This is a genomic window from Meiothermus sp. (assembly GCF_026004115.1).
Classification (GTDB): Bacteria; Deinococcota; Deinococci; order Deinococcales; family Thermaceae; genus Meiothermus.
On sequence record NZ_BPIM01000001.1, the window covers coordinates 911,181 to 929,226 of the forward strand.

An 18,046-nucleotide genomic window follows, 5' to 3' on the forward strand; every position below is an offset into this window, starting at 1 on the left:
GTGTTTGTCCATCAACAAGATCCTCTTCGGTCAGGTGGAGGCTGGCAGGGTATGGGCATTGGCCCGCAAGCGTTCGATGAGCGGGCGCAGCAGATCGCGCTTGAGCTTGAGCGACTGCCGGTTCACGATGAAACGGGCGGTGGAGTGGGCCAGCACCTCGAGCTCCACCAGACCCGCCGCCCGCAGGGTGGCCCCAGTCTGCACCACATCCACCACGGCATCGGCCAGCTCGGTAAGAGCAGCCAGTTCAACGTTACCCGTGAGTTCGATGATGTCGGCGACTAAACCCCGTTCGCGCAAGACTTGGGCAGTAAAGCGCGGATACTTGGTGGCAATGCGGCGGATGGGGCCGGTGGCCTGGGGGTGGCGAATCAGCGAGAGGCGGCAGGCCCCTGTGCCCAGGTCTACGGGCTCGTATACATCGCGCCCCGACTCCAGGAGTACGTCGTTGCCTACCACGCCGACATCGGCAATGCCCAGGTCTACGTAGGTGGGGACATCGTGGTTGCGGAGCTCGAGGATCGCCACCCCCCCCTCCTGACCGTGCAGCAAAGCCCGCTCGTTTTCGAGGGTTGGTAGGGCCAGTCCTGCTGCTGCCAGGGCGTTGTAACCATCGGCAAAGTTGCGCCCTTTGGGCAGGGCTACCACCAGAGCGAAACGTCCCCTTATCATCCGAACTTTCTTATATCACAAACCGACCCACGTGAATCAGGAAAACCCGGTGAAATCGCATTCGCCTCGTATAACCTTGACGCATAGCGCATAAGGCGATATATTACTTTTATAGGCCCCGAAAAGCGGGGGTTTTTTGTTTAACATGGCCAAAGAACGCCTCGACAAAGTGCTGGGACACCTGGGGGTGGGCACCCGCAAGGAGATACACCGACTGGCTCGAGCGGGCCTGATTGTCATAGACGGCCACACCATCACCGACGCGGCCTTCAAGTTCGACCCCGCCTTGTCGCGCATCGAGGTGGCGGGGGAGTTGCTGGAGTACCAGGCTTATTTTTACCTGATGCTCCACAAACCTGCTGGCTACATTACCTCCACCAAAGACCGTGACGGCATTCCCATCACCGCCCTGCTGCCCGAGGAATGGCAGCGCAGCGACTGGATGCCGGTAGGCCGCCTGGACAAGGATACCGAAGGGCTCTTGCTGCTTACCACCGATGGTGAACTGCTACACCGCCTGACCCACCCGCGCTGGAAGGTAGCCAAACGCTACTATGTCGAGCTGGCCGCCCCGGCCACGCCCGAAGATGAAGCGGTGTTTGCATCGGGCACACTTGAACTCGAGGGCGAACCGCTCCAGCCTGCCGAACTGCACATTGGCCCCGACCCTCACAAGGTGGAGCTGGTAATTCGGGAAGGCAAGTTTCACCAGGTCAAGCGGATGTTTGCCGCCAGGGGCAACCAGGTAACCTATCTCAAGCGGGTTGCTTTTGGGCCGCTCTCCCTTCCCAGCGACTTAACTACGGGAGAATCGCGCAAACTACTTCTCGAGGAAATAGGTGCTCTATACGAGGCCGTGGGTTTGGAGTGGCAGGAATAAAAAAACGATATCCAGGAAACCCGCTTCAGGAAGAGTTCTTTGACACCTCTGATACCAGATTCGGTTGATTCATTACCGAGCGGTAACGAATCAACCCAACCAAGGGAGACGCTTTCTTCGCTGACCGACAGGGAGGGGTGTGCTCTAGGATTCAAAAAGACAGCCTATGGGTTATTTGGTTTTGTGAACTGTCTTTTTGAATCCGGTATGATTTTTGCTGAGATTAACTAACTTTTAGGATCCATCCTAATGGGGTGCAACTGTTCTAAACGCTATGAATTGTAAAGTGTGGCATGGTTGACCACAGAAGATAGGCTAGAGTAGGCCTTTATATGGACGCCGTTAGCGAACGAATTCTTTCGGTCAAAGAGGCTGTACTGACCCGCCGCAGCATCCGCAAGTTCAAGCCCGAACCGATTCCTCAAGAGAAATTGGAAGAAATACTTGCTCTTGCCCTGAAGGCACCCAGCTCAAACAATCTTCAGCCCTGGCGGGTGGTGGTGGTGCAAGACCCCGAACTCAAGGAGCGCTTGCGCGAAGCTGCCAACAACCAGGCCCAGGTGAGCTCAGCACCTGCAGTATTGGTGGTATATAGCGATATGAAGGACACCCTCGAGCGGGTAGAGGAAATCTTCCACCCTGGGTTTTCCGAAGAGCAAAAGCAAACCAGAGCCGCCAATATGCGCAAGGCCTGGGAGGGCAAAAGCGATGAAGAACGGGAAAACTGGGGCAAGGCCCAGGGCTTTATTTTGCTGGGTTTTCTGATGCTGATTGCCCGTTCGTTTGGTTACGATACCGTGCCGATGGGCGGCTTCAATGCTGCCAGGGTTAAGGAACTTTTGGGCCTGCCTTCCTATGTGGCTATTGCGGCCTTGTTGCCCATTGGCGTTGCGGATGAAGCGGGGCGCGAACACCACCGCCGCGACCTCGAGCGCGTGGTGCGGTGGCAGTAAGAGCAAAAAGGGTGTTCTTATAGAGAAATTTGCTCTAGTCTAAGAGCATGTACGATCTGCTTCTGTCCGTCCACAACATCACCCGATGGCTGGTGTTGCTGGCTGCCATTTATCTAATCTATCGAAGCCTGAGCGGGCTCAGGAGCCGCACCTATGCGTCCGCCGATCGCCAGGCCGGCCAGGTTTACACTGGCTTGATGGATTTGCAACTGTTACTGGGCATCTTGCTGCTCTTTTTGAGCCCTCTGGTACAAAGCGCATGGGGCAACCTTGGCGCAGCCATGCAAAATAGCCAGACCCGCTTCTTCATTGCCGAACACTGGGTGCTAATGCTGGCAGCAGTGGTGCTCGCGCATGTGGGCAGCACCCGCGTCAAAAAAGCTGCTGAGGCCTTGCTCAAACAACGCCAGGCCTTGATCTGGTACGGGCTGAGCCTGGCATTGATGTTGCTGGCCATTCCCTGGTGGCGGCCCTTGTTGCGCTTGGGTTGAATAGCTGATTTCTTGCAGTTTTGCGTTTCGTGCATGAAATCTGATAACTCCGCCGTAGGTTATTCCGAGCGAAGCGAGGAATCTGATACGTATCGCACAGCAGTAATCTTCGGCTTGAATTACAAGTTTGAGATAAGGCACTTTTGAAGCGGTTTACGCTTTGGTGTAAATACCAGATTCGGTTAGTTCGGGGCCGGATGGCGGCGAACTAACAGGGCCGAAGTTATCCGCGTAGCGGAGGGCGATACCGCCCCTTGGAAGTTATCCGCGTAGCGGAGGGCGATACCGCCCCCTGGAAGGCAGACGCTTTCTTCGCCGACCGTTCGGGAGGGGTGTGCTCTAGGATTCAAAAAGATAGCTTCTGGGGGATCTTTGGTTTGGATGATTATCTTTTTGAATCCGGTATAAATCTGTAGTGAGGTACGGTAAAAAGCAATAGAGGAGGCCGAAGCCTCCTCTATTGGAAGGGACTGCAAGTTTATTTCTTGACGGTTTCCTTCAGGGCTTTGCCGGGTTTGAAGGCAGGATACTTGGAAGCGGGGATCTTGATCTTTTGGGTAGTACCGGGCTTCACGCCAGTACGGGCCTTGCGGCTGCGCACTTCAAAGGTGCCGAAACCGGTCAATTGCACTTTGCTACCGGCCTTGAGCGCATCTTCGACTTTGCTGAGGAAAGCGTCCACAGCAGCCTTGGCGTCTTTTTTCTTCAAGCCGGCGGCCGCGGCTACCTGGTCGATCAGGTCGGCTTTGGTTCTGGTTTTCTTGGATCCAGCTCTTGCCATACAGTTACCTCCTTTATTTTCCCTTCAGCACGGAGTGTATCACACCTTATCTCCAAATTGCAAGCACCAGGGCGACGTTGGTAGCCATTTCGCCCTAGACAGAATGGCTAAACGGTGGGCTTTCTGTGATATTCAGGGGGCAAAAGCGCGGTCACGGCGGCCTCGAGTTGCCGGGTCACCTCTTCTAAGGTCTGGTGGTCGGTCTTTCCTTGGGGCAGGACAATGGGGTCGCCAAACACCACCCGAATGGGCCGCCGCAGGCGGGGCCCCTTGCCCACCGGCCAGGCCTTATCGCTTCCGATAATGGCAGCAGGGACGATCGGGGCATTGGTGCGCAGGGCAATCGCAGCCGTGCCGGTCTTGAAGGGTTCGATAAAGCCGGTACGGCTACGGCGCCCCTCTGGGAAAATGCCAAAAGCCATGCCGCTTTTTAGGGTACGAATAGCCGCTTTGACCGCGCCCAGGTCGCCCGCGCCCCTCGAGACCGGTATTACGTACAGCCGTGGCAAAAGCCAGCGCAGGATGGGGTATTTGAACACATCGTCGCGTGACATATAGCTCACCACCCTGGGGCAGGCCACCCCCATCACCACCGGGTCGAGGAAGGACATGTGGTTGGAGGCCAGGATGACCGGACCTTCCTTGGGAATTTTCTCCGCACCTTCTACCTGTAAACCAAACAGCACCTGAAGCAGTGCCTTAGCCAGCGCTTTGGTGTTGTAGTAGACCCTCAGACCATACTCGTACATGGCATCCCATCATAAGCAAATAAGCCAAAAGCCAGGCATCCGACCATGAAGCCACATGGCTTCAGGACAACCGCACCACCACCCGCCCCCGCACCTGGCCTTGCAGAATGGCCGGGGCCAGCCCCGGCACTTCCTCCAGGCTTACGGTCTGCATGGCCGCTTCCAGGAAGGGCTTGGGCAGGTCGTGGGCCAGGCGTTGCCAGGCCCGAAGGCGTTTTTCTCTGGGGCACATTACCGAGTCAATGCCCAGCAGGTTCACGCCCCGCAGAATGAAGGGGAAGACAGTGGTCTCGAGCTTCACCCCCCCCGCGTTGCCACAGGCCGCTACACTGCTGCCATAGGCCATGCGCGGCAAAACCCCCGCCAGCACCGCCCCGCCTACGGTATCCACCGCCCCACCAAAACGCTCGGACTCGAGGGGCTTGGCTGGGGCAGCCAGCACGCTGCGATGCAAAATTTCACCAGCTCCCAATGACTTCAAATAGGCTTCTTCACTCGTGCGGCCCGTAGCCGCCACCACCCGGTAGCCCAGCCGGGCCAGCAGGGCCGTAGCCACGCTGCCTACACCCCCTGCCGCGCCGGTTACCAGTACATCGCGGTTCTTATCTATGGTGTGGGCCTCGAGGGCCATCACCGCCAGCATGGCGGTAAAGCCAGCCGTGCCGATGCCCATGGCTTGCTGCAAGGTGAGCCCATCGGGTAGGGGCACCAGCCACTCAGCCCGCACCCTAGCCAGTTGCGCAAGCCCACCCCAGTGCCGCTCGCCCACGCCCCAACCGGTAAGAATCACCAAATCCCCCGGCTTATAGTCCGGCGACGCCGACTCCACCACCGTTCCGGCCAGGTCAATGCCGGGAACCATCGGGAAGCTGCGAATCACCTTGCCCGCGCCGGTAATGGCCAGGCCATCCTTGTAGTTGAGGCTGCTGTAAGCCACCCGCACCAGCACGTCGCCGGGGGGCAGTTCGTCTACCGAAGCCTGCCGAATCTGGGCCGTGTAGGGGTCGCCGGTTTCTACTACCAAAGCTTTGAAGGTTTGCATGGCAACAACATACAGGATGGCACCTGGAAGCGTCTTGAAACGGCCCCAAAGCTGAACACCCGCTGATCTTTACCAAAAGGCGGTTAGACTCAAGCCGGGCACAAAAACACCATCCACCACAAGCCCTAATACCAGATCCGGTTAGTTCGGGGCCGCATGGCGGCGAACTAACCGGGCCGAAGTTATCCGCGTAGCGGAGGGCGATACCGCCCCTTGGAAGTTATCCGCGTAGCGGAGGGCGATACCGCCCCTTGGAAGTTATCCGCGTAGCGGAGGGCGTAAGCCCCTTTGGAAGGGAGACGCTTTCTTCGCCGACCGTTCGGGAGGGGGGTGCTCTAGGATTCAAAAAGATAGTCTCTGGGGGTCCTTAGTTTGGATGATTATCTTTTTGAATCCGGTATAACCCGCGCTGTGGCCAACGCCCTCGACCCCCGGCACCCTGCTCTGTTAGGCTGCTGCTATGAATCCCCTGGTCAGCGTCGAATGGTTGCACCAACACCTCGGCCAACCGCAGCTTCGCATTGTGGATTGCCGCTTTTCCCTACAAGACCCTACGGCCGGAAGGCGGGCCTACCAGGTGGGGCACATTCCAGGGGCCATTTTTTTGGATCTGGAGCAAGACCTCTCTGGGCCCGTAAGGCCCGACCGAAAAGGTGGCCGCCATCCCCTACCCACACCGAAGGCATTGGCTGAGACCCTGGGCCGTGCTGGTATCGGCAACGAGCACTTTGTGGTGGCCTACGACGAGCCGCCTGCCGGTGGGATGTATGCCCCGCACCTGTGGTGGCTTTTGCGGTGGCTGGGCCACGACCAGGTGGCTGTGCTGGACGGCGGCATAACGGCCTGGAAAGAGGCCGGCTACGGAGTTTCTACCCTGGCCGTCGAATACCCCGCTACCTCCTTCAGGGCCTACCCCCGGCCCGAGATGGTGGTGGATGCCGAGGCGGTGGCCCAGCGTCCGCCAGGCACCATCCTGATTGATTCCAGAGCTCCCGAGCGCTACCGGGGCGAGGTAGAACCCATAGACCCCGTGGCCGGGCACATTCCCGGCGCCATTAACCGCAACTGGCTGGACAGCCTGGATACCTTGGGGCGGTTCAAGCCAGCCGAGGCCCAGGCGGCACGGTTTGCCGGGCTCGAGGGTGAGGTGCTTGCGTACTGCGGCTCGGGCGTCTCGGCTACAGTAAATGTGCTGGCGCTCGAGCTCATCGGCAAACCGGCCAGGCTCTACGCAGGTTCGTGGAGTGACTGGGTATCAGACAACAGCCGTCCGGTGGCAAAAGGCGAGGCTTGAAGAGCCGGGAAAAAGCGATGGAAACTCGTGTTAACCCATAGCAAAAGCCCCCACTTCTGCTCATAAGCTGTAAGTACGTTATTCTGGGGTAAATCGGTAAAGGGCAGCGGCCCGGGCCGCGCCTTCGGGGGGGCGACACCGCGCACAAACAGCCGTATGGTTGGAATCAACTCCAAAAAGATTTGAACCTGCAAACGGCAGGTTGAAGACCCCCCGAGTACGCGGGCAGGTGGTTGGTATGAGCGAGGCAGGTAGTAACCAAGCCGATGTGGTGGTGGTGGGCGCAGGAATTTCAGGGCTGGTAGCAGCACGAATGCTACAAGAAGCCGGGCTGAAGGTGATGGTGCTGGAGGCCCATCACCGGGTGGGGGGGCGGCTTTTGAGCAAAACTCTGCCCGATGGTTCGACCTTCGATTTGGGCGGGCAGTGGGTCAGCCCGGATATGCCCCGGGTCATGGGGCTGATTCGGGAGTTGGGACTAACGACCTTTGAACAACACAACTCGGGGCGGATTGATCTGGCCGTCCAACCGCTCTCCTCGATGGACCGGCTCACCCAGGCCGAGTGGGCCTGGGTAAAGGCCCAACTGGATTTTCTGGTCGAGAGCGTGAACGTAGAAAAGCCCTCGGCCACCCCCAACGCCTCGGCGCTGGATGTACAGAGCGTGGAGGAGTGGAAGCGCCTGAATCTTGATAGCCCCTATCTACGCAACCTGTTCGACCAGATCATCCGCACCGAGTACACCATCGAGCCCAAGGACTTCTCGGTGTTGCACCTGCTTTATAGCCTCAAGAGCGCGGGTGGCTTCGAGGGGGTACTGGGCCTCGAGCGCGGCAACGAAACCCTGCGGGTGCGTGAGGGGATGCAAACCCTCTGCACCCGGCTGGCCGAGCAACTAGGCGATGCACTCCGGCTGAACTGCCAGGTCTACGACATTCTGCACGACACCCAGGGCGTCACGGTCATTGCTGAAGGCCTGAGCGCGCGGGCCGAGCGGGTCATACTGGCCATCCCGCCCAATCAGGTCACCCGCATCGACTTTGAGCCGGTGCTGCCCCGCCGCCGCACCAAGCTCATGCAGCGGCTCGAGATGGGCTCGGTAATCAAGTGTTTCGCCCTCTACGACCACCCTTTCTGGCGCCACAGACCCGCCACCCCCATAGACCCCGACCGGCTGCTCTTCGACGACACCATTGACGCCACCCCCCACGATGAACGCAACCCCGCCCTGGTGGCCTTCATCGGTGGGGATGACGCGGTGCTGTGGAGCGACAAGCCGTTTGAAATTCGCCGCCGGGCGGTGCTGGAAGACCTGGCCCTGGTTTTCGGAGAAGAAGCCCTTTACCCCAGGCTCTACTTCGACCACGACTGGCTGACCGAGCCCTTTATCGGCGGAGGCTACCAGTGCTACGCCCCGCCGGGCGTAATGTCAGCGGGGTTTGAGGAAATACGTGTTCCCATCGGGCGTATCCACTGGGCCGGAACCGAGACGGCGGTCCACTACTACGGGTATATCGAGGGGGCCATCGAAGCCGGGGAGCGGGCCGCCAGGGAGGTTCTGGAAAACCGGGCATAGCAGTCTAGCAGTCTGCAAAACCCCCACCTGCCCACATTGCCGGCTGAGCCTCAGGGTAAACTTAGGCAGATGTATGGTGGCCCTGACCAGCCGACTCAAAACCTATCTCGATCTGGTTCGTTTTGAACATACGCTGTTTGCCCTGCCCTTCGCCTATGGCGGCATGCTGCTGGCCGCCCGGGGCTGGCCGGGCTGGGAGGTGTTTGGTTGGATCACCGTGGCCATGGTAGGCGCCCGCACTGGGGCCATGGCCCTCAACCGGCTCATTGACCAGCGCATAGACGCTGCCAACCCCCGTACCGCCGGGCGGCATCTGCCCAGGGGCCTGGTCAAGCCAAACGAAGTCCTGGCCCTGGCGGTAGTGGGCCTGCTCTTGCTGACCCTGGCCGCCTTGAACCTCAACCCCCTAACCGCACAACTGCTACCGGTAGCGGTTTTCTTTCTGGTTGGCTATAGCTACACCAAGCGTTTTACCTGGCTGTGCCACTTCTGGCTGGGCCTGACCATCGGGGCCGCCTCGGCAGGCGGCTGGATTGCCGTTACGGGTGCGTTTGAACCCGCTTTGTTTGCGCTGTGGGCCGGTACGGCCTTCTGGCTGGCAGGCTTCGATATTCTCTACGCTACCCAAGACTACAGATTCGACCGTGAAAACGGCATTTACAGCATCCCGGCCCGCTTTGGCATTCCTGTGGCGCTGCGCATCGCCCAGGTCTCCCACGCCCTCACCTTTGGGTTCTTCTTACTTACGGGGTTTCTGGTTGGGACAGGTTGGGTTTACTACCTGGGTGTACTGGGGGTGGGCGCGGTGCTCTGGTACGAACACCGGTTGGTAAAACCGGACGATTTGAGCAAGGTAGACCAGGCCTTCTTCCAGGCCAATGTGGTAGTGAGCCTGGGCATGCTGCTGATCATTTTGCTCGAGACCTTGATTTGAACCCCCCCAAAGCCTCTGGCCCGTTATCCTCGGAGGTATGTCGGTGTTGGGGCTACTGCTCTCCCAGGGGCTGGTAAGCATGGGGTTGATCGTTCTTGTGTACGTCATTTTCTACGTGTTTCGTCCGGGTAGCTACACCGAACTAGCCGTGGTTTTCTACGCCTGGCGGTGGCCAGCTGGCTTTACGACCTGCTGCGGCCTCCCGGGGTCAGGCCCCAAGCTCGGCCCAGACCTCGCGTAGCATCTGGGCTACGGCGTAGGCATCGTAGAGGTCGGAGTAGCCCATCAGCGAGAGCCGGAAGATCTTGCCCTTGAGCTGGCCCTGCCCGCCAATGATGGTGGCACCCCTCGCGGCAAAAGCGTTTTTGACCTGGCCATAGGAAACCCCTTCCGGCAGGTAAAAACAGGTGGTGGCAGGGCTTCGCACCTCGGGCACCACTTGCAGGCCGAGTTGCTCGCCGGTGGCGTACAGGAGGTCGTTCTGCTGTTGCTTGAGGGCGATGTGCTCGGGCAGGCGGGGCAGCAGGTCTTCCAGCACCGCGGCGGTGGCAGCGACCAGGTTGATGGCGGGTGTCCAGGCCGACTCGCCACTGCTTTGCACCTTCAGCTCCGAGGCCAGGTTGAGGTAAAAGCTGCGGGGCTTCAAGCGCTCCAGGGCGCGGGGCGAGAGGGCCGCATAGGCCAGCCCCGGCGGGCACATGATGCCCTTTTGCGAGCCACAGGCGGCCGCATCGAGGTCCCAGCCCTCGAGGGCGAACTCGCTTACAAACAAGCTGGTGATGGCGTCCACCACCACCAGGGCCTCGGGAAAGCGGGCCTTAAAGGCCTGGGCCAGGGCGCGCACGTCGTTCAGGGCCCCGGTGGAAGACTCGGAGTGGGTGAGCAGCAGCCCGGCAAAGGGGCCTGTGGCGCTTTCCAGGTGCTCCGGGCGCACCACCTGGCCCCAGGGGAGGTCTATACGCTCCACTTCTAGACCAGCTTCCTTGGCAATCTTGGCCCAGCGCTCGGAAAAGTTGCCGTGCACCGGCACCAGCACCCGCTCGCCGGGGGCAAACAGGTTCTGCACCAGCGCGTCCATGGCCGCCGTGCCCGAGCCGGTAAGCATAAGCACCTGGCCCTGGGTCTGGAAGGCGGCCTCGAGGCCCGCTTTGGCCTGCAAGAAGACCTGTTTGGCAGCGTCCGAACGGTGGTGAAGCTGCGGCCGGGAGAGAGCTTCCAGGGCTTTGGGATGCAGTTCAACCGGGCCGGGGGTAAGCAGGCGGGGGCGGTACATGGGCTCTATTTTAGGCGCACACCCCGACCATGGTCTAAAGCGAGAACCACCCTGTGGCTTTATGGTCACAAGCCAGCGTTCCAAGAGGCGAAGAAATAAGAGAAATGCTGAGAGAGGAAAAAGGAAAGGTCGGGCAGCTACTAGTATGGCTCCCAAGCTTTCCTCTTTCCTCTGGGCTCCTTTCCCCTCTTATGGCCGCGCCAGCCCGCTCAGGACATAGATGATGATGCTCCTGGAGTTGAACCCGCCGTTGTCGTCTTCTATCTGGGCCACAATGGTGCGGGGCCCCGGGGTGTTGAAACGGGCGTTCACGCCATTTCCGGTGCGCCCGTTGATGTTGTCGCCGGGTTCGCTCGAGCTCCACACCGGGTTATCGCCGCTCACTGTGAAGTTCACCTGGTCGCCCACGTAGATGTAGCGGCTGTTGCTGGGAGCGGTGTACTGAATGCTGCCGATGTTCAGGCTCAAGATTCTCGAGGCCGCCACCTCGGCGCTGTCCTTCACGGTCAGGCCGTCTCGGCTGAAGCGGGCGATGATGGTCTGGCGGTCGGCCATCTTGGGCACCGTAAAAGAGTGCTCGCATGCCGGGCCATTGGGGTCGGCGGGGGGGATAAAGACCCCGCTGCTGCCGCCCAAGCTACGGCGCTTGAGGTTGGAGCGCCAGTTGACCTCGTGGGTGGGGCAGCCCGCCTGGGAGAAGGGCGAGGTGCGGGCCTTGAGTAAAGCCGAGTAAGGGAAGGGCAGGGTCTCGTCGCTGTTGCCGGTAATCCGTACGGTGGGGATGCCATTCGGAAACTGGCACTGGTTGGCCGCCAGGCGCACCTCGAACTGGCGGGTGGTGGTGGCCTGCTGGCTATCGGTGAGGGTAGCGGTAAGGGTGTGGGTACCGTTGGGCAGGTCTACCTCCAGGGTGTGCCGGTCGGCCTGAAGGGTGGTGCCCAGCAGGGTGGTACCCCTGCGCCACTGGATGGTGCCGGTGCCGGGGCCGTCTTCCTTGTCATCGGTGACAGCAAAAAGGGTCACCTGGTTGTTGGCGTTGCGGGCGGCGTGGCCGCTGTCGCAGACAAACTTGGGGCCTACCTCCTCGAACTTGGGGCGGCTGTTGGGGGCTTCCTGGGTGTTCAGGAGGATGTCGAAGAGCTTGACCTCCCAGTCCTTGCGGAAGATGAGCAGGTCTATGTCTACCCCCAGGTTGCCCTCGAGGCCATAGCGCATGGTCCAGTAGGGCTGCTGGGGATACTGAGCGGTGAACTTCACGTAGGGCCCGGCCTCAGCAGAAACCCCGGCCACCCCATAGAGCATCAGCCGCAGTGCCCCGTACACCCCGGTCTTGACGTCAACGCTACCTTCGATGGTGGGGCCGATGATGCCGCTTTGGTTTTTGGTGATGTTATTGATTTTGTGAAAGGCGCCGTCCTCGTAGCGCACCCCGGCCTCGAGCTCGAGCTCCTGCCAGGCCCCCACCTCAAACTCCACCCGCAGCGTACCATCCACATCCACTGTAAAGACCATCTCAATCAGGAAGACCAGCGGCCCGGCGGTGATGGTGCCCAGGGGCACCCGGGCAATCTGGAGGGACTTGTGCAGGTTCTTCTCCAGGGTGGCATTGAGCCGCACCTCGGCGTACTCGTTCAGCACAAACTTGGACAGGAAGAAGGGGCTCGAGCAAAAACCACTCCCACAGCGGAACTGCACCACCACCGAGGGGGTAAAGCGCACAAAGCCCGAGAGCGTGACCCCTTCCACTAACTCCACCGGGCCGATGTCCCTTCGGATGGGGCCCAGGGCCTGGGTGCTGGGCCCCAGTTGCTGGGCGGCGTAGAGAATCTGACCCCGCTCGAGGGCCGTCGCTCGCTGGGCCTCGGCCTCGCTCAGGGGCTGGGTCATCTCGATGTCGGCCTGGTCCAGCAGGTCGGCCACGTCGGCCTTGGCAGTGCGGACTTCCACCTTGCCGTCGTTGGTGTTCTGGATGGCCGTCACCCGGCGCAGGAAGCCGTTGGGGGCGTTGATGCGGGGGGCGCTGGCGACAATCTCGCCCACCGCCAGGTTCCGCAGGTTGCCGGCCAGGCGGTTGAAGATCAGGGTGCCGTTCTCCTGGTTGAAGCTCACCAGCTCCGCGCCCGAGACGTTGCCCAGTTCTTTCACGTTGGTCTTGAGGCTGGCGGTAGCCCTCAGGCTGCTGGCGGGCAGGTTGCTCGAGGCCAGCGTCACGCCCTGGGAGGGCATAGCCAAAACCACCTGCCCCCGCAGACTGCTCCCACCCACGCCGGGGGCCAGGCTGCCCTGGAAGCTGAAGATGGTGCCCAGGTGGGTCTCCACGGCAGTGTAGCTCAGGGCAACGGGCAGGCTGGCCTCCTGGACCTCGCCGGGGGTACAACCCAGGGTGTCCCCGGCCTTCACGCCGGTCAGGGCGCCTGTAAGCTCGAGGCTGCCCTGCTTGAGGCTATACGAGCCGCTCAGGCCGTCCTCGGCGCAAACCCCCTGAAACTCAGCGCTGCCACTGAACTGGTAGATGGTGCCCGCCAGCGGCCCCAGGAAGCGGGCGTTCTGACCCGCTGCCATAAAGGCGATGGGGTTCAGGCTGGAGTTGGGGTCGCGAGGCACCAGCCAGCCCGCCAGCACTACCTGACCCTGAATGCGCCGGAGCTTAGCCTTTATGCGGAGCTGACCTTGCAGGGCCTCGGGATCCAGGCCCTCATCCCCCAGGGCAATAGCCTTGAAGGGTAGCCCCTTGGGCGTGGTGCCGGTAATCTCGTAGACAGTGAGGCCGCCAATGAAGGGGTTGAACTGGGTGGTAATGGTAGCGGGCTTGAAGCTTCTCTGTACCTCGAGCTGCACCTGCGCGTCGGCCTGGTCGCCCACCAACAGTTCGGCCAACTCAGCGGGCGGAGGGGCCACCGAAGCCCCCCCGCCACACGCCGCCAGCGCCAAAACCAGAATCGTACCGATAATCCACTGTTTGATGTCCATAACCTCCCCTTTCTGTATTTCTCCAAAAGATGCCCATCCAGCGTTCCACAGGCGTTCCATCCCCTAACGCTCTTGCTCCAGGGGGTAGGGCGGTGCCTTGCTCAGCGAAGCCTCAAGGAAGCTCGAAAGCTCCTTGGCGCTCTCGAACTGGCGTACCTCTCCAGTACGCACATCCAGCAGCTCGTAGGTCAGTCGACTGAGCCGCTGGGTAAGTCGCAGGATGTAGCTCGAGTGAACCTTACTGAGGGCCATGCACCCAGTCTGAAGACCGAGCGTTCCACGGGCGTTCCATGGCGATCCCCCAGGAAAGCCTGGTCAAATTGAAGCAGGCCCTACAGCGTATTGACCGCTGCTGCTCGCAAACTACCCTGACGCTTTAGCCAAGCAGTGGCTGCCCAGTAATCCATATCTTTGACCTGGGCACGAAACCTATCCAGCTCGGACTTGCCGGCCACTTCTGCGTATCTGGCAATCATCTCATCGGCTTCGTCGCGCACCCACTGCTCACATTCTCTTGTCTTGGACAGAAAACACGCCAGAATAAGCCCGTTCTCCAACAACCCTTTTCTCTCAAAGAACTTGCAGAACGACCAAAATGAGCGGGCCGTGTAGATCATCGCATGAACTTCAAGGGTCAGATCGATGACCTGGAAGTTGATTCTGTGCGCCGCTGCTTCTTGACCCAGTGCATACAGGACATCGGCCAGGTTGATCATCGAGATGGCCATAGCCACCGGCTCACCCAGGGTTTGCTTGATGTGCAAGCTCTGTTCGTAGTACTTGCGGGCCTCCAGAAACTCCCCCTTCCGTTCGTGTACGTGCCCGAGGTTGGTCAAGGCTGCCGACTGCCCCCGCAGGTAGCCAATGCGCTCGCAGATTTCCAGACTGGACTGGTACATCCGGATGGCCTCCTCGACCTGTCCGGTGGACTCGAAGTTGATGGCGTAGTTGTTGAGCAGGTTGCCTTGCTCGGAAAGGTCGCCGACCTCAACCGCGATTTCGAGGGCTTGCCGATAAAGACGATTCGATTGATCGTAGCGCTCGAGCTGTTTCAGCAACGCCGCCAGCCGATTGAGCACCCGACACTGTTCCGAGCGATTGCCCACCGTCTCGAAGACGGTCAGGGCCCTGCTGTACCAGTCCTGGGCTTCCTCAAAACGACCAGCAAAGTGATTGCAAAGAGCGCCTGCGCAGTAGGCAATACCAAGATAGTCGCTTGGAGAAAAGGTTTTCAGGTAGGCCACGGCAGACTCTGCATAGTGCTTAGCTTCTTCATCCCTACCAATCCTGAAGAGGAAGTAGCCCTTGATGGCCTCGAGTTCTGCCTGCAAAGTCTCGTCGTTGGAACCTCGGGCTTTGAGAGCTGCGGCCATGTCTTCGATCTTGGCAATCCCGTCCTTAAACAGACCAGTAATCTCAAGAATTGCATATAAGCTGAGTAACGCCCGATTTAGCCGAAGCGTATCTCCGGTAACCGCCAGGTAGTCCAGCACGAAGAAGATATTGCTCAGTTCCTGCCGACATCTTGTCACCGTGTTTCGCTGGATACTGGTGCGCACAGCAGTCCCCAAATCCAATAGTTGATACAGGAAGTAGTCGCCAAACAGGGCGTAAACCTTCGTCTTTTCCCCTTCATTTAGCTGCTTTTCAGCGAACTGTCGCACCAGCTCGTGCATCGCGTAGCGCCTATCTTCTCCCCGCTGCACCAAGCTCTGGTTGATGAAGCGCAGCAGCAAACCCAGATGCGCCCCCGCCACGATCTGGGCGGCCTCGAGAGTAAAACCCCCGCGGAAGACCGAAAGCCGGGCCAACACCCCCTGCTCGGCCTCGGAAAGAAGCCGCCAGGAGTAGTCCAGAATGGCCTCGAGGCTACGGTGCCGCTCGGGCAGGTCGCGCCGGGGAGTTTGCAAAAGCTCGAAGCTGCGACCCAGTTGGGTCAGGATCTCATTCACGCTCAGTCCCCGCACCCAGGTCGCCAAGAGTTCTAAAGCCAACGGCATCCCCTGCACCCGGCGGGTTAGTTCGGCGATGGCCTCGAGGGCGGCTGGGGTCAGCACAAAGCGGTTGGAGAGCCGCTCAGCCTGCGCAATAAACAACCGTACCGCATCGAAGCCATCCAGGTCTTCCTCGGTCTGGGGGGGTGGGTAGCTCAAACCCTCTAGGTCGAAGAGCCACTCGTTGGGGAGTTCCAGAGCCACCCTCGAGGTCACCAATAGCTTGAGGCCAGGGGCCTGGGACAGCAATTCCTCCAACAAAGGTGCCCCTTCGAGAAGGTGTTCGAAATTGTCCAGCAATAAGAGCAGCGCTTTGCTGCGCAAGTAGAGGAGCAACTGGAGTTTGGGGTCGGTGGGCCCGGCAAAGGTGAAGTTCAGGGCGCCGGCAATGCTGGAGACCAGTTGCTCGGGCGAGGCCACCCCTTCAAGCGCCACCAGCCAGACCCCTTCAGGAAAACACTTCACTTGCTGGGCGGCCAGTTCCAGGGCCAGCCGGGTCTTGCCCATGCCGCCCAGCCCGACTAGGGTTAGGAGGCGGCAGTCGGGGTTGGCCAGGTGCTGGGCCAGGGTTCGCAGCTCGCGCCGCCGTCCAATGAAACGGGTGCTGGAGGTGGGAAGGTTGTGCTTTAGGGGAGCGGTTTCAATCGGTACGGCCGTACCCGCATTAAGCAAGCTATCGGCCAGCGCCCGGGTGGCCTCCAGGGGCCCGACCCCCAGCTCGGCCTTCAGGCTCCGTCGGAAGCGCTCGAAGACCCCCTGGGCCTGGGCGGGCTTCCCTGCCCGGTGCAGAACCCGCATCAGCGCCTGCACCGCTTCCTCATCCAGGGGGTCGGCGGCCAGCAGTCGGGAGAGCCAGCGCTCAGCCTGGGGCCAGTCGGTCTGGCTTTCCAGCACCCGAACCTGCTCATGCACCGCCATCCGCCAGGCCCGCGCCAGATCCTGGCGCTCGAGCTCGAGCCAGGCCCCGTAGCCGCTCAGGTCGGGGAAGGCGAGGCCCTCCAGAAAGGTTCCCCGGTAGCACGCCAATGCAGCCTGCCAGTCCCGGCACTCCAGGGCGCTGCGAAACTCCTGCATGTCGGTAGGCAGGGGTAGCCGCAGGCGGTGCGCATCGGCTTCCAGCGCCTCGGCCCACCCCTGTTGCCGCAAGCGGTGCACCAGTTTGCGCAGGTTAGAGAGTGCGCTGGCCTCGTCGGCCTCGGGGCTGTAGAGGTAGGCCATCTCACTGCGGCGCACCCAGTCGCCGCGCACCGCCAGGTAGTAGCCCAGCGAGGCAGGCCGGTCGAGCGGGAGGTCGCTAGTGGTGCTGGCCGTCTCGAGGCGAGGCGTGCCCAGCAGGCAAAGACGCACATCCATTGGGGTTTATTGTATAAACTTTTCTTTCACCCCGTTGGGCTACATGAGTTGCGCAGGATGGGTTTGCGAAATGGTTGGACGCAGTAACCACATGCCTGGCGCAGCTCCACTTAAGATCTTGCCGAAGGGTGTTTCGCTTTTCAGTGATGGAGTCAGCCAGCCCAAACCCCAATTCCAGGTTGCCACCATCGCCTGCAAAACGCTTTGAAGTTAGCAGATGGCGGTGTTTGCAGGATGTCTTATACCAGATTCGGTTAGTTCGGCGCCGGATGGCGCCGAACTAACCCGACCAAAGGGAGTGCTCTAGGATTCAAAAAGATAGCCTCTGGGGGTCTTTGGTTTGGATGATTATCTTTTTGAATCCGGTATTACTTGACGCTGATCTCGAGGGTGAAGTCCGCCGCCGTCAGGTCTGCCGGGCCGCTCACCCCAATCACAATGCCCTCGCTCTTGGTGCCCATGGTGATGTAACGGGTATGATCCTGGGTCTGACCCTTCCAGGGCCGATCCCATTTGTAGTCGGCTTCGCAGCTTCGCACGCTCTGGATATTGGGCGGCAGGCGGTAGTCGTTGCTGGCGTAAACCCACAGGCTCAGGTTGACGCTGGGGTCGGTGGGAATTACCCGCACCATCAGCTCGCCGATGCCGCTGAGCCGGGTCTGGGTGGCAAAGATCACGTGTTTGGCGGCAAACTTGGGAGCCTGCAACTGCACGAAACAGGCCATGCTGGAGCGCCAGGCCCAGGAGAGGTCGGGCATCTCGATGCCGTTTTCCAGCTTGCCGCTGACCTTTACAACCTTGCCGCGCTCCACCGGGGGAACCACCGTAACATGGCCGGGCCAGCCGCTTTGCGCCAGGATGACCGCTACAGCAAGAAAGATCAGAATAACCAAAGACCGAACCACTTTCATAAGGCCTCCTCAGGACTGAACCTGCTTACCTTCTCTGTGCTCTGCCTATGGGATGGGGGAACGTGGAAGCCAAGACAATCCCTCACGATGAACCCCCTGAAGGTTTTGACGTGTACTTAGGGATGGTCTTGGCTTACGGTTGAAGCCCATTCCGGGCGTGTGGGTGGATTGAG

At 60.4% G+C, this 18,046-nt stretch carries 15 protein-coding genes; 6 read left to right on the plus strand and 9 right to left on the minus strand.

Annotation, left to right across the window (positions count from 1 at the left end):
• Positions 1–30: 30 nt before the first annotated feature.
• Positions 31–672 (minus strand): ATP phosphoribosyltransferase, encoded by a 642-nt coding sequence (hisG, locus tag Q0X23_RS04285; RefSeq protein WP_297859140.1) that lies wholly within the window; start codon positions 670–672, stop codon positions 31–33.
• Between the two features lie 145 nt (positions 673–817).
• Here hisG and Q0X23_RS04290 point away from each other — a divergent pair, with 145 nt between their 5' ends.
• The 3 genes from Q0X23_RS04290 (at position 818) to Q0X23_RS04300 (ending at position 2,996) form a co-directional block, all read left to right on the plus strand.
• A complete protein-coding gene (locus tag Q0X23_RS04290) occupies positions 818–1,552 on the plus strand; it encodes a pseudouridine synthase (RefSeq protein ID WP_297859141.1) in 735 nt (244 codons plus the stop codon).
• Between the two features lie 332 nt (positions 1,553–1,884).
• Positions 1,885–2,505 (plus strand): nitroreductase family protein, encoded by a 621-nt coding sequence (locus Q0X23_RS04295; RefSeq protein ID WP_297859142.1) that lies wholly within the window; start codon positions 1,885–1,887, stop codon positions 2,503–2,505.
• Positions 2,506–2,552: 47 nt separating this feature from the next.
• Positions 2,553–2,996 (plus strand): hypothetical protein, encoded by a 444-nt coding sequence (locus Q0X23_RS04300; RefSeq protein WP_297859143.1) that lies wholly within the window; start codon positions 2,553–2,555, stop codon positions 2,994–2,996.
• A gap of 478 nt (positions 2,997–3,474) precedes the next feature.
• On the opposite strand, the gene Q0X23_RS04305 is transcribed toward Q0X23_RS04300, so the two are convergent.
• The 3 genes from Q0X23_RS04305 to Q0X23_RS04315 form a co-directional block, all read right to left on the minus strand.
• Positions 3,475–3,777 (minus strand): HU family DNA-binding protein, encoded by a 303-nt coding sequence (locus Q0X23_RS04305; RefSeq protein ID WP_119340146.1) that lies wholly within the window; start codon positions 3,775–3,777, stop codon positions 3,475–3,477.
• A gap of 107 nt (positions 3,778–3,884) precedes the next feature.
• Positions 3,885–4,526, minus strand: a complete 642-nt coding sequence (locus Q0X23_RS04310) for a lysophospholipid acyltransferase family protein (protein ID WP_297859144.1) — start codon at positions 4,524–4,526, stop codon at positions 3,885–3,887.
• Positions 4,527–4,587: 61 nt separating this feature from the next.
• Positions 4,588–5,568: an MDR family oxidoreductase gene (locus tag Q0X23_RS04315; RefSeq protein ID WP_297859145.1), complete on the minus strand. Its 981-nt coding sequence runs from the start codon at positions 5,566–5,568 to the stop codon at positions 4,588–4,590.
• A gap of 460 nt (positions 5,569–6,028) precedes the next feature.
• Between Q0X23_RS04315 and Q0X23_RS04320 the strand changes: the two genes are divergently transcribed.
• From Q0X23_RS04320 to mqnP, 3 genes are all read left to right on the plus strand, one after another.
• Complete coding sequence (locus tag Q0X23_RS04320) at positions 6,029–6,862, plus strand: sulfurtransferase (protein ID WP_297859146.1); 834 nt, start codon at positions 6,029–6,031, stop codon at positions 6,860–6,862.
• A 238-nt stretch (positions 6,863–7,100) separates the two neighbouring features.
• Entirely contained in the window at positions 7,101–8,438 is a 1,338-nt protein-coding gene (locus Q0X23_RS04325) for an FAD-dependent oxidoreductase (RefSeq protein WP_297859147.1), read from the plus strand.
• Positions 8,439–8,511: 73 nt separating this feature from the next.
• On the plus strand, positions 8,512–9,372 hold the full coding sequence (gene mqnP / locus Q0X23_RS04330) for a menaquinone biosynthesis prenyltransferase MqnP (RefSeq protein WP_297859148.1): 861 nt from the start codon (positions 8,512–8,514) through the stop codon (positions 9,370–9,372).
• Positions 9,373–9,580: 208 nt separating this feature from the next.
• On the opposite strand, the gene Q0X23_RS04335 is transcribed toward mqnP, so the two are convergent.
• The 5 genes from Q0X23_RS04335 to Q0X23_RS04355 form a co-directional block, all read right to left on the minus strand.
• Positions 9,581–10,645 (minus strand): alanine--glyoxylate aminotransferase family protein, encoded by a 1,065-nt coding sequence (locus tag Q0X23_RS04335; protein WP_297859149.1) that lies wholly within the window; start codon positions 10,643–10,645, stop codon positions 9,581–9,583.
• A 189-nt stretch (positions 10,646–10,834) separates the two neighbouring features.
• A complete protein-coding gene (locus Q0X23_RS04340) occupies positions 10,835–13,615 on the minus strand; it encodes a hypothetical protein (protein WP_297859150.1) in 2,781 nt (926 codons plus the stop codon).
• A 63-nt stretch (positions 13,616–13,678) separates the two neighbouring features.
• Positions 13,679–13,867, minus strand: coding sequence for a hypothetical protein (locus tag Q0X23_RS04345; protein ID WP_297859151.1), 189 nt, complete (start codon positions 13,865–13,867; stop codon positions 13,679–13,681).
• 80 nt (positions 13,868–13,947) lie between these two features.
• A complete protein-coding gene (locus Q0X23_RS04350; RefSeq protein WP_297859152.1) occupies positions 13,948–16,962 on the minus strand; it encodes a tetratricopeptide repeat protein in 3,015 nt (1,004 codons plus the stop codon).
• A gap of 368 nt (positions 16,963–17,330) precedes the next feature.
• A complete protein-coding gene (locus Q0X23_RS04355; RefSeq protein WP_297859153.1) occupies positions 17,331–17,873 on the minus strand; it encodes a hypothetical protein in 543 nt (180 codons plus the stop codon).
• Positions 17,874–18,046: the final 173 nt, after the last annotated feature.

Bases quoted from the DNA above. Each gene is read 5' to 3' on its own strand.
- mqnP (WP_297859148.1), top strand. From the start codon at position 8,512: ATGGTGGCCCTGACCAGCCGACTCAAAACCTATCTCGATCTGGTTCGT.
- Q0X23_RS04320 (WP_297859146.1), top strand. From the start codon at position 6,029: ATGAATCCCCTGGTCAGCGTCGAATGGTTGCACCAACACCTCGGCCAA.
- Q0X23_RS04350 (WP_297859152.1), bottom strand. From the start codon at position 16,962: ATGGATGTGCGTCTTTGCCTGCTGGGCACGCCTCGCCTCGAGACGGCC.
- Q0X23_RS04310 (WP_297859144.1), bottom strand. From the start codon at position 4,526: ATGTACGAGTATGGTCTGAGGGTCTACTACAACACCAAAGCGCTGGCT.
- Q0X23_RS04355 (WP_297859153.1), bottom strand. From the start codon at position 17,873: ATGAAAGTGGTTCGGTCTTTGGTTATTCTGATCTTTCTTGCTGTAGCG.
- Q0X23_RS04305 (WP_119340146.1), bottom strand. From the start codon at position 3,777: ATGGCAAGAGCTGGATCCAAGAAAACCAGAACCAAAGCCGACCTGATC.
- Q0X23_RS04315 (WP_297859145.1), bottom strand. From the start codon at position 5,568: ATGCAAACCTTCAAAGCTTTGGTAGTAGAAACCGGCGACCCCTACACG.
- hisG (WP_297859140.1), bottom strand. From the start codon at position 672: ATGATAAGGGGACGTTTCGCTCTGGTGGTAGCCCTGCCCAAAGGGCGC.
- Q0X23_RS04335 (WP_297859149.1), bottom strand. From the start codon at position 10,645: ATGTACCGCCCCCGCCTGCTTACCCCCGGCCCGGTTGAACTGCATCCC.
- Q0X23_RS04290 (WP_297859141.1), top strand. From the start codon at position 818: ATGGCCAAAGAACGCCTCGACAAAGTGCTGGGACACCTGGGGGTGGGC.
- Q0X23_RS04340 (WP_297859150.1), bottom strand. From the start codon at position 13,615: ATGGACATCAAACAGTGGATTATCGGTACGATTCTGGTTTTGGCGCTG.
- Q0X23_RS04300 (WP_297859143.1), top strand. From the start codon at position 2,553: ATGTACGATCTGCTTCTGTCCGTCCACAACATCACCCGATGGCTGGTG.
- Q0X23_RS04295 (WP_297859142.1), top strand. From the start codon at position 1,885: ATGGACGCCGTTAGCGAACGAATTCTTTCGGTCAAAGAGGCTGTACTG.
- Q0X23_RS04325 (WP_297859147.1), top strand. From the start codon at position 7,101: ATGAGCGAGGCAGGTAGTAACCAAGCCGATGTGGTGGTGGTGGGCGCA.
- Q0X23_RS04345 (WP_297859151.1), bottom strand. From the start codon at position 13,867: ATGGCCCTCAGTAAGGTTCACTCGAGCTACATCCTGCGACTTACCCAG.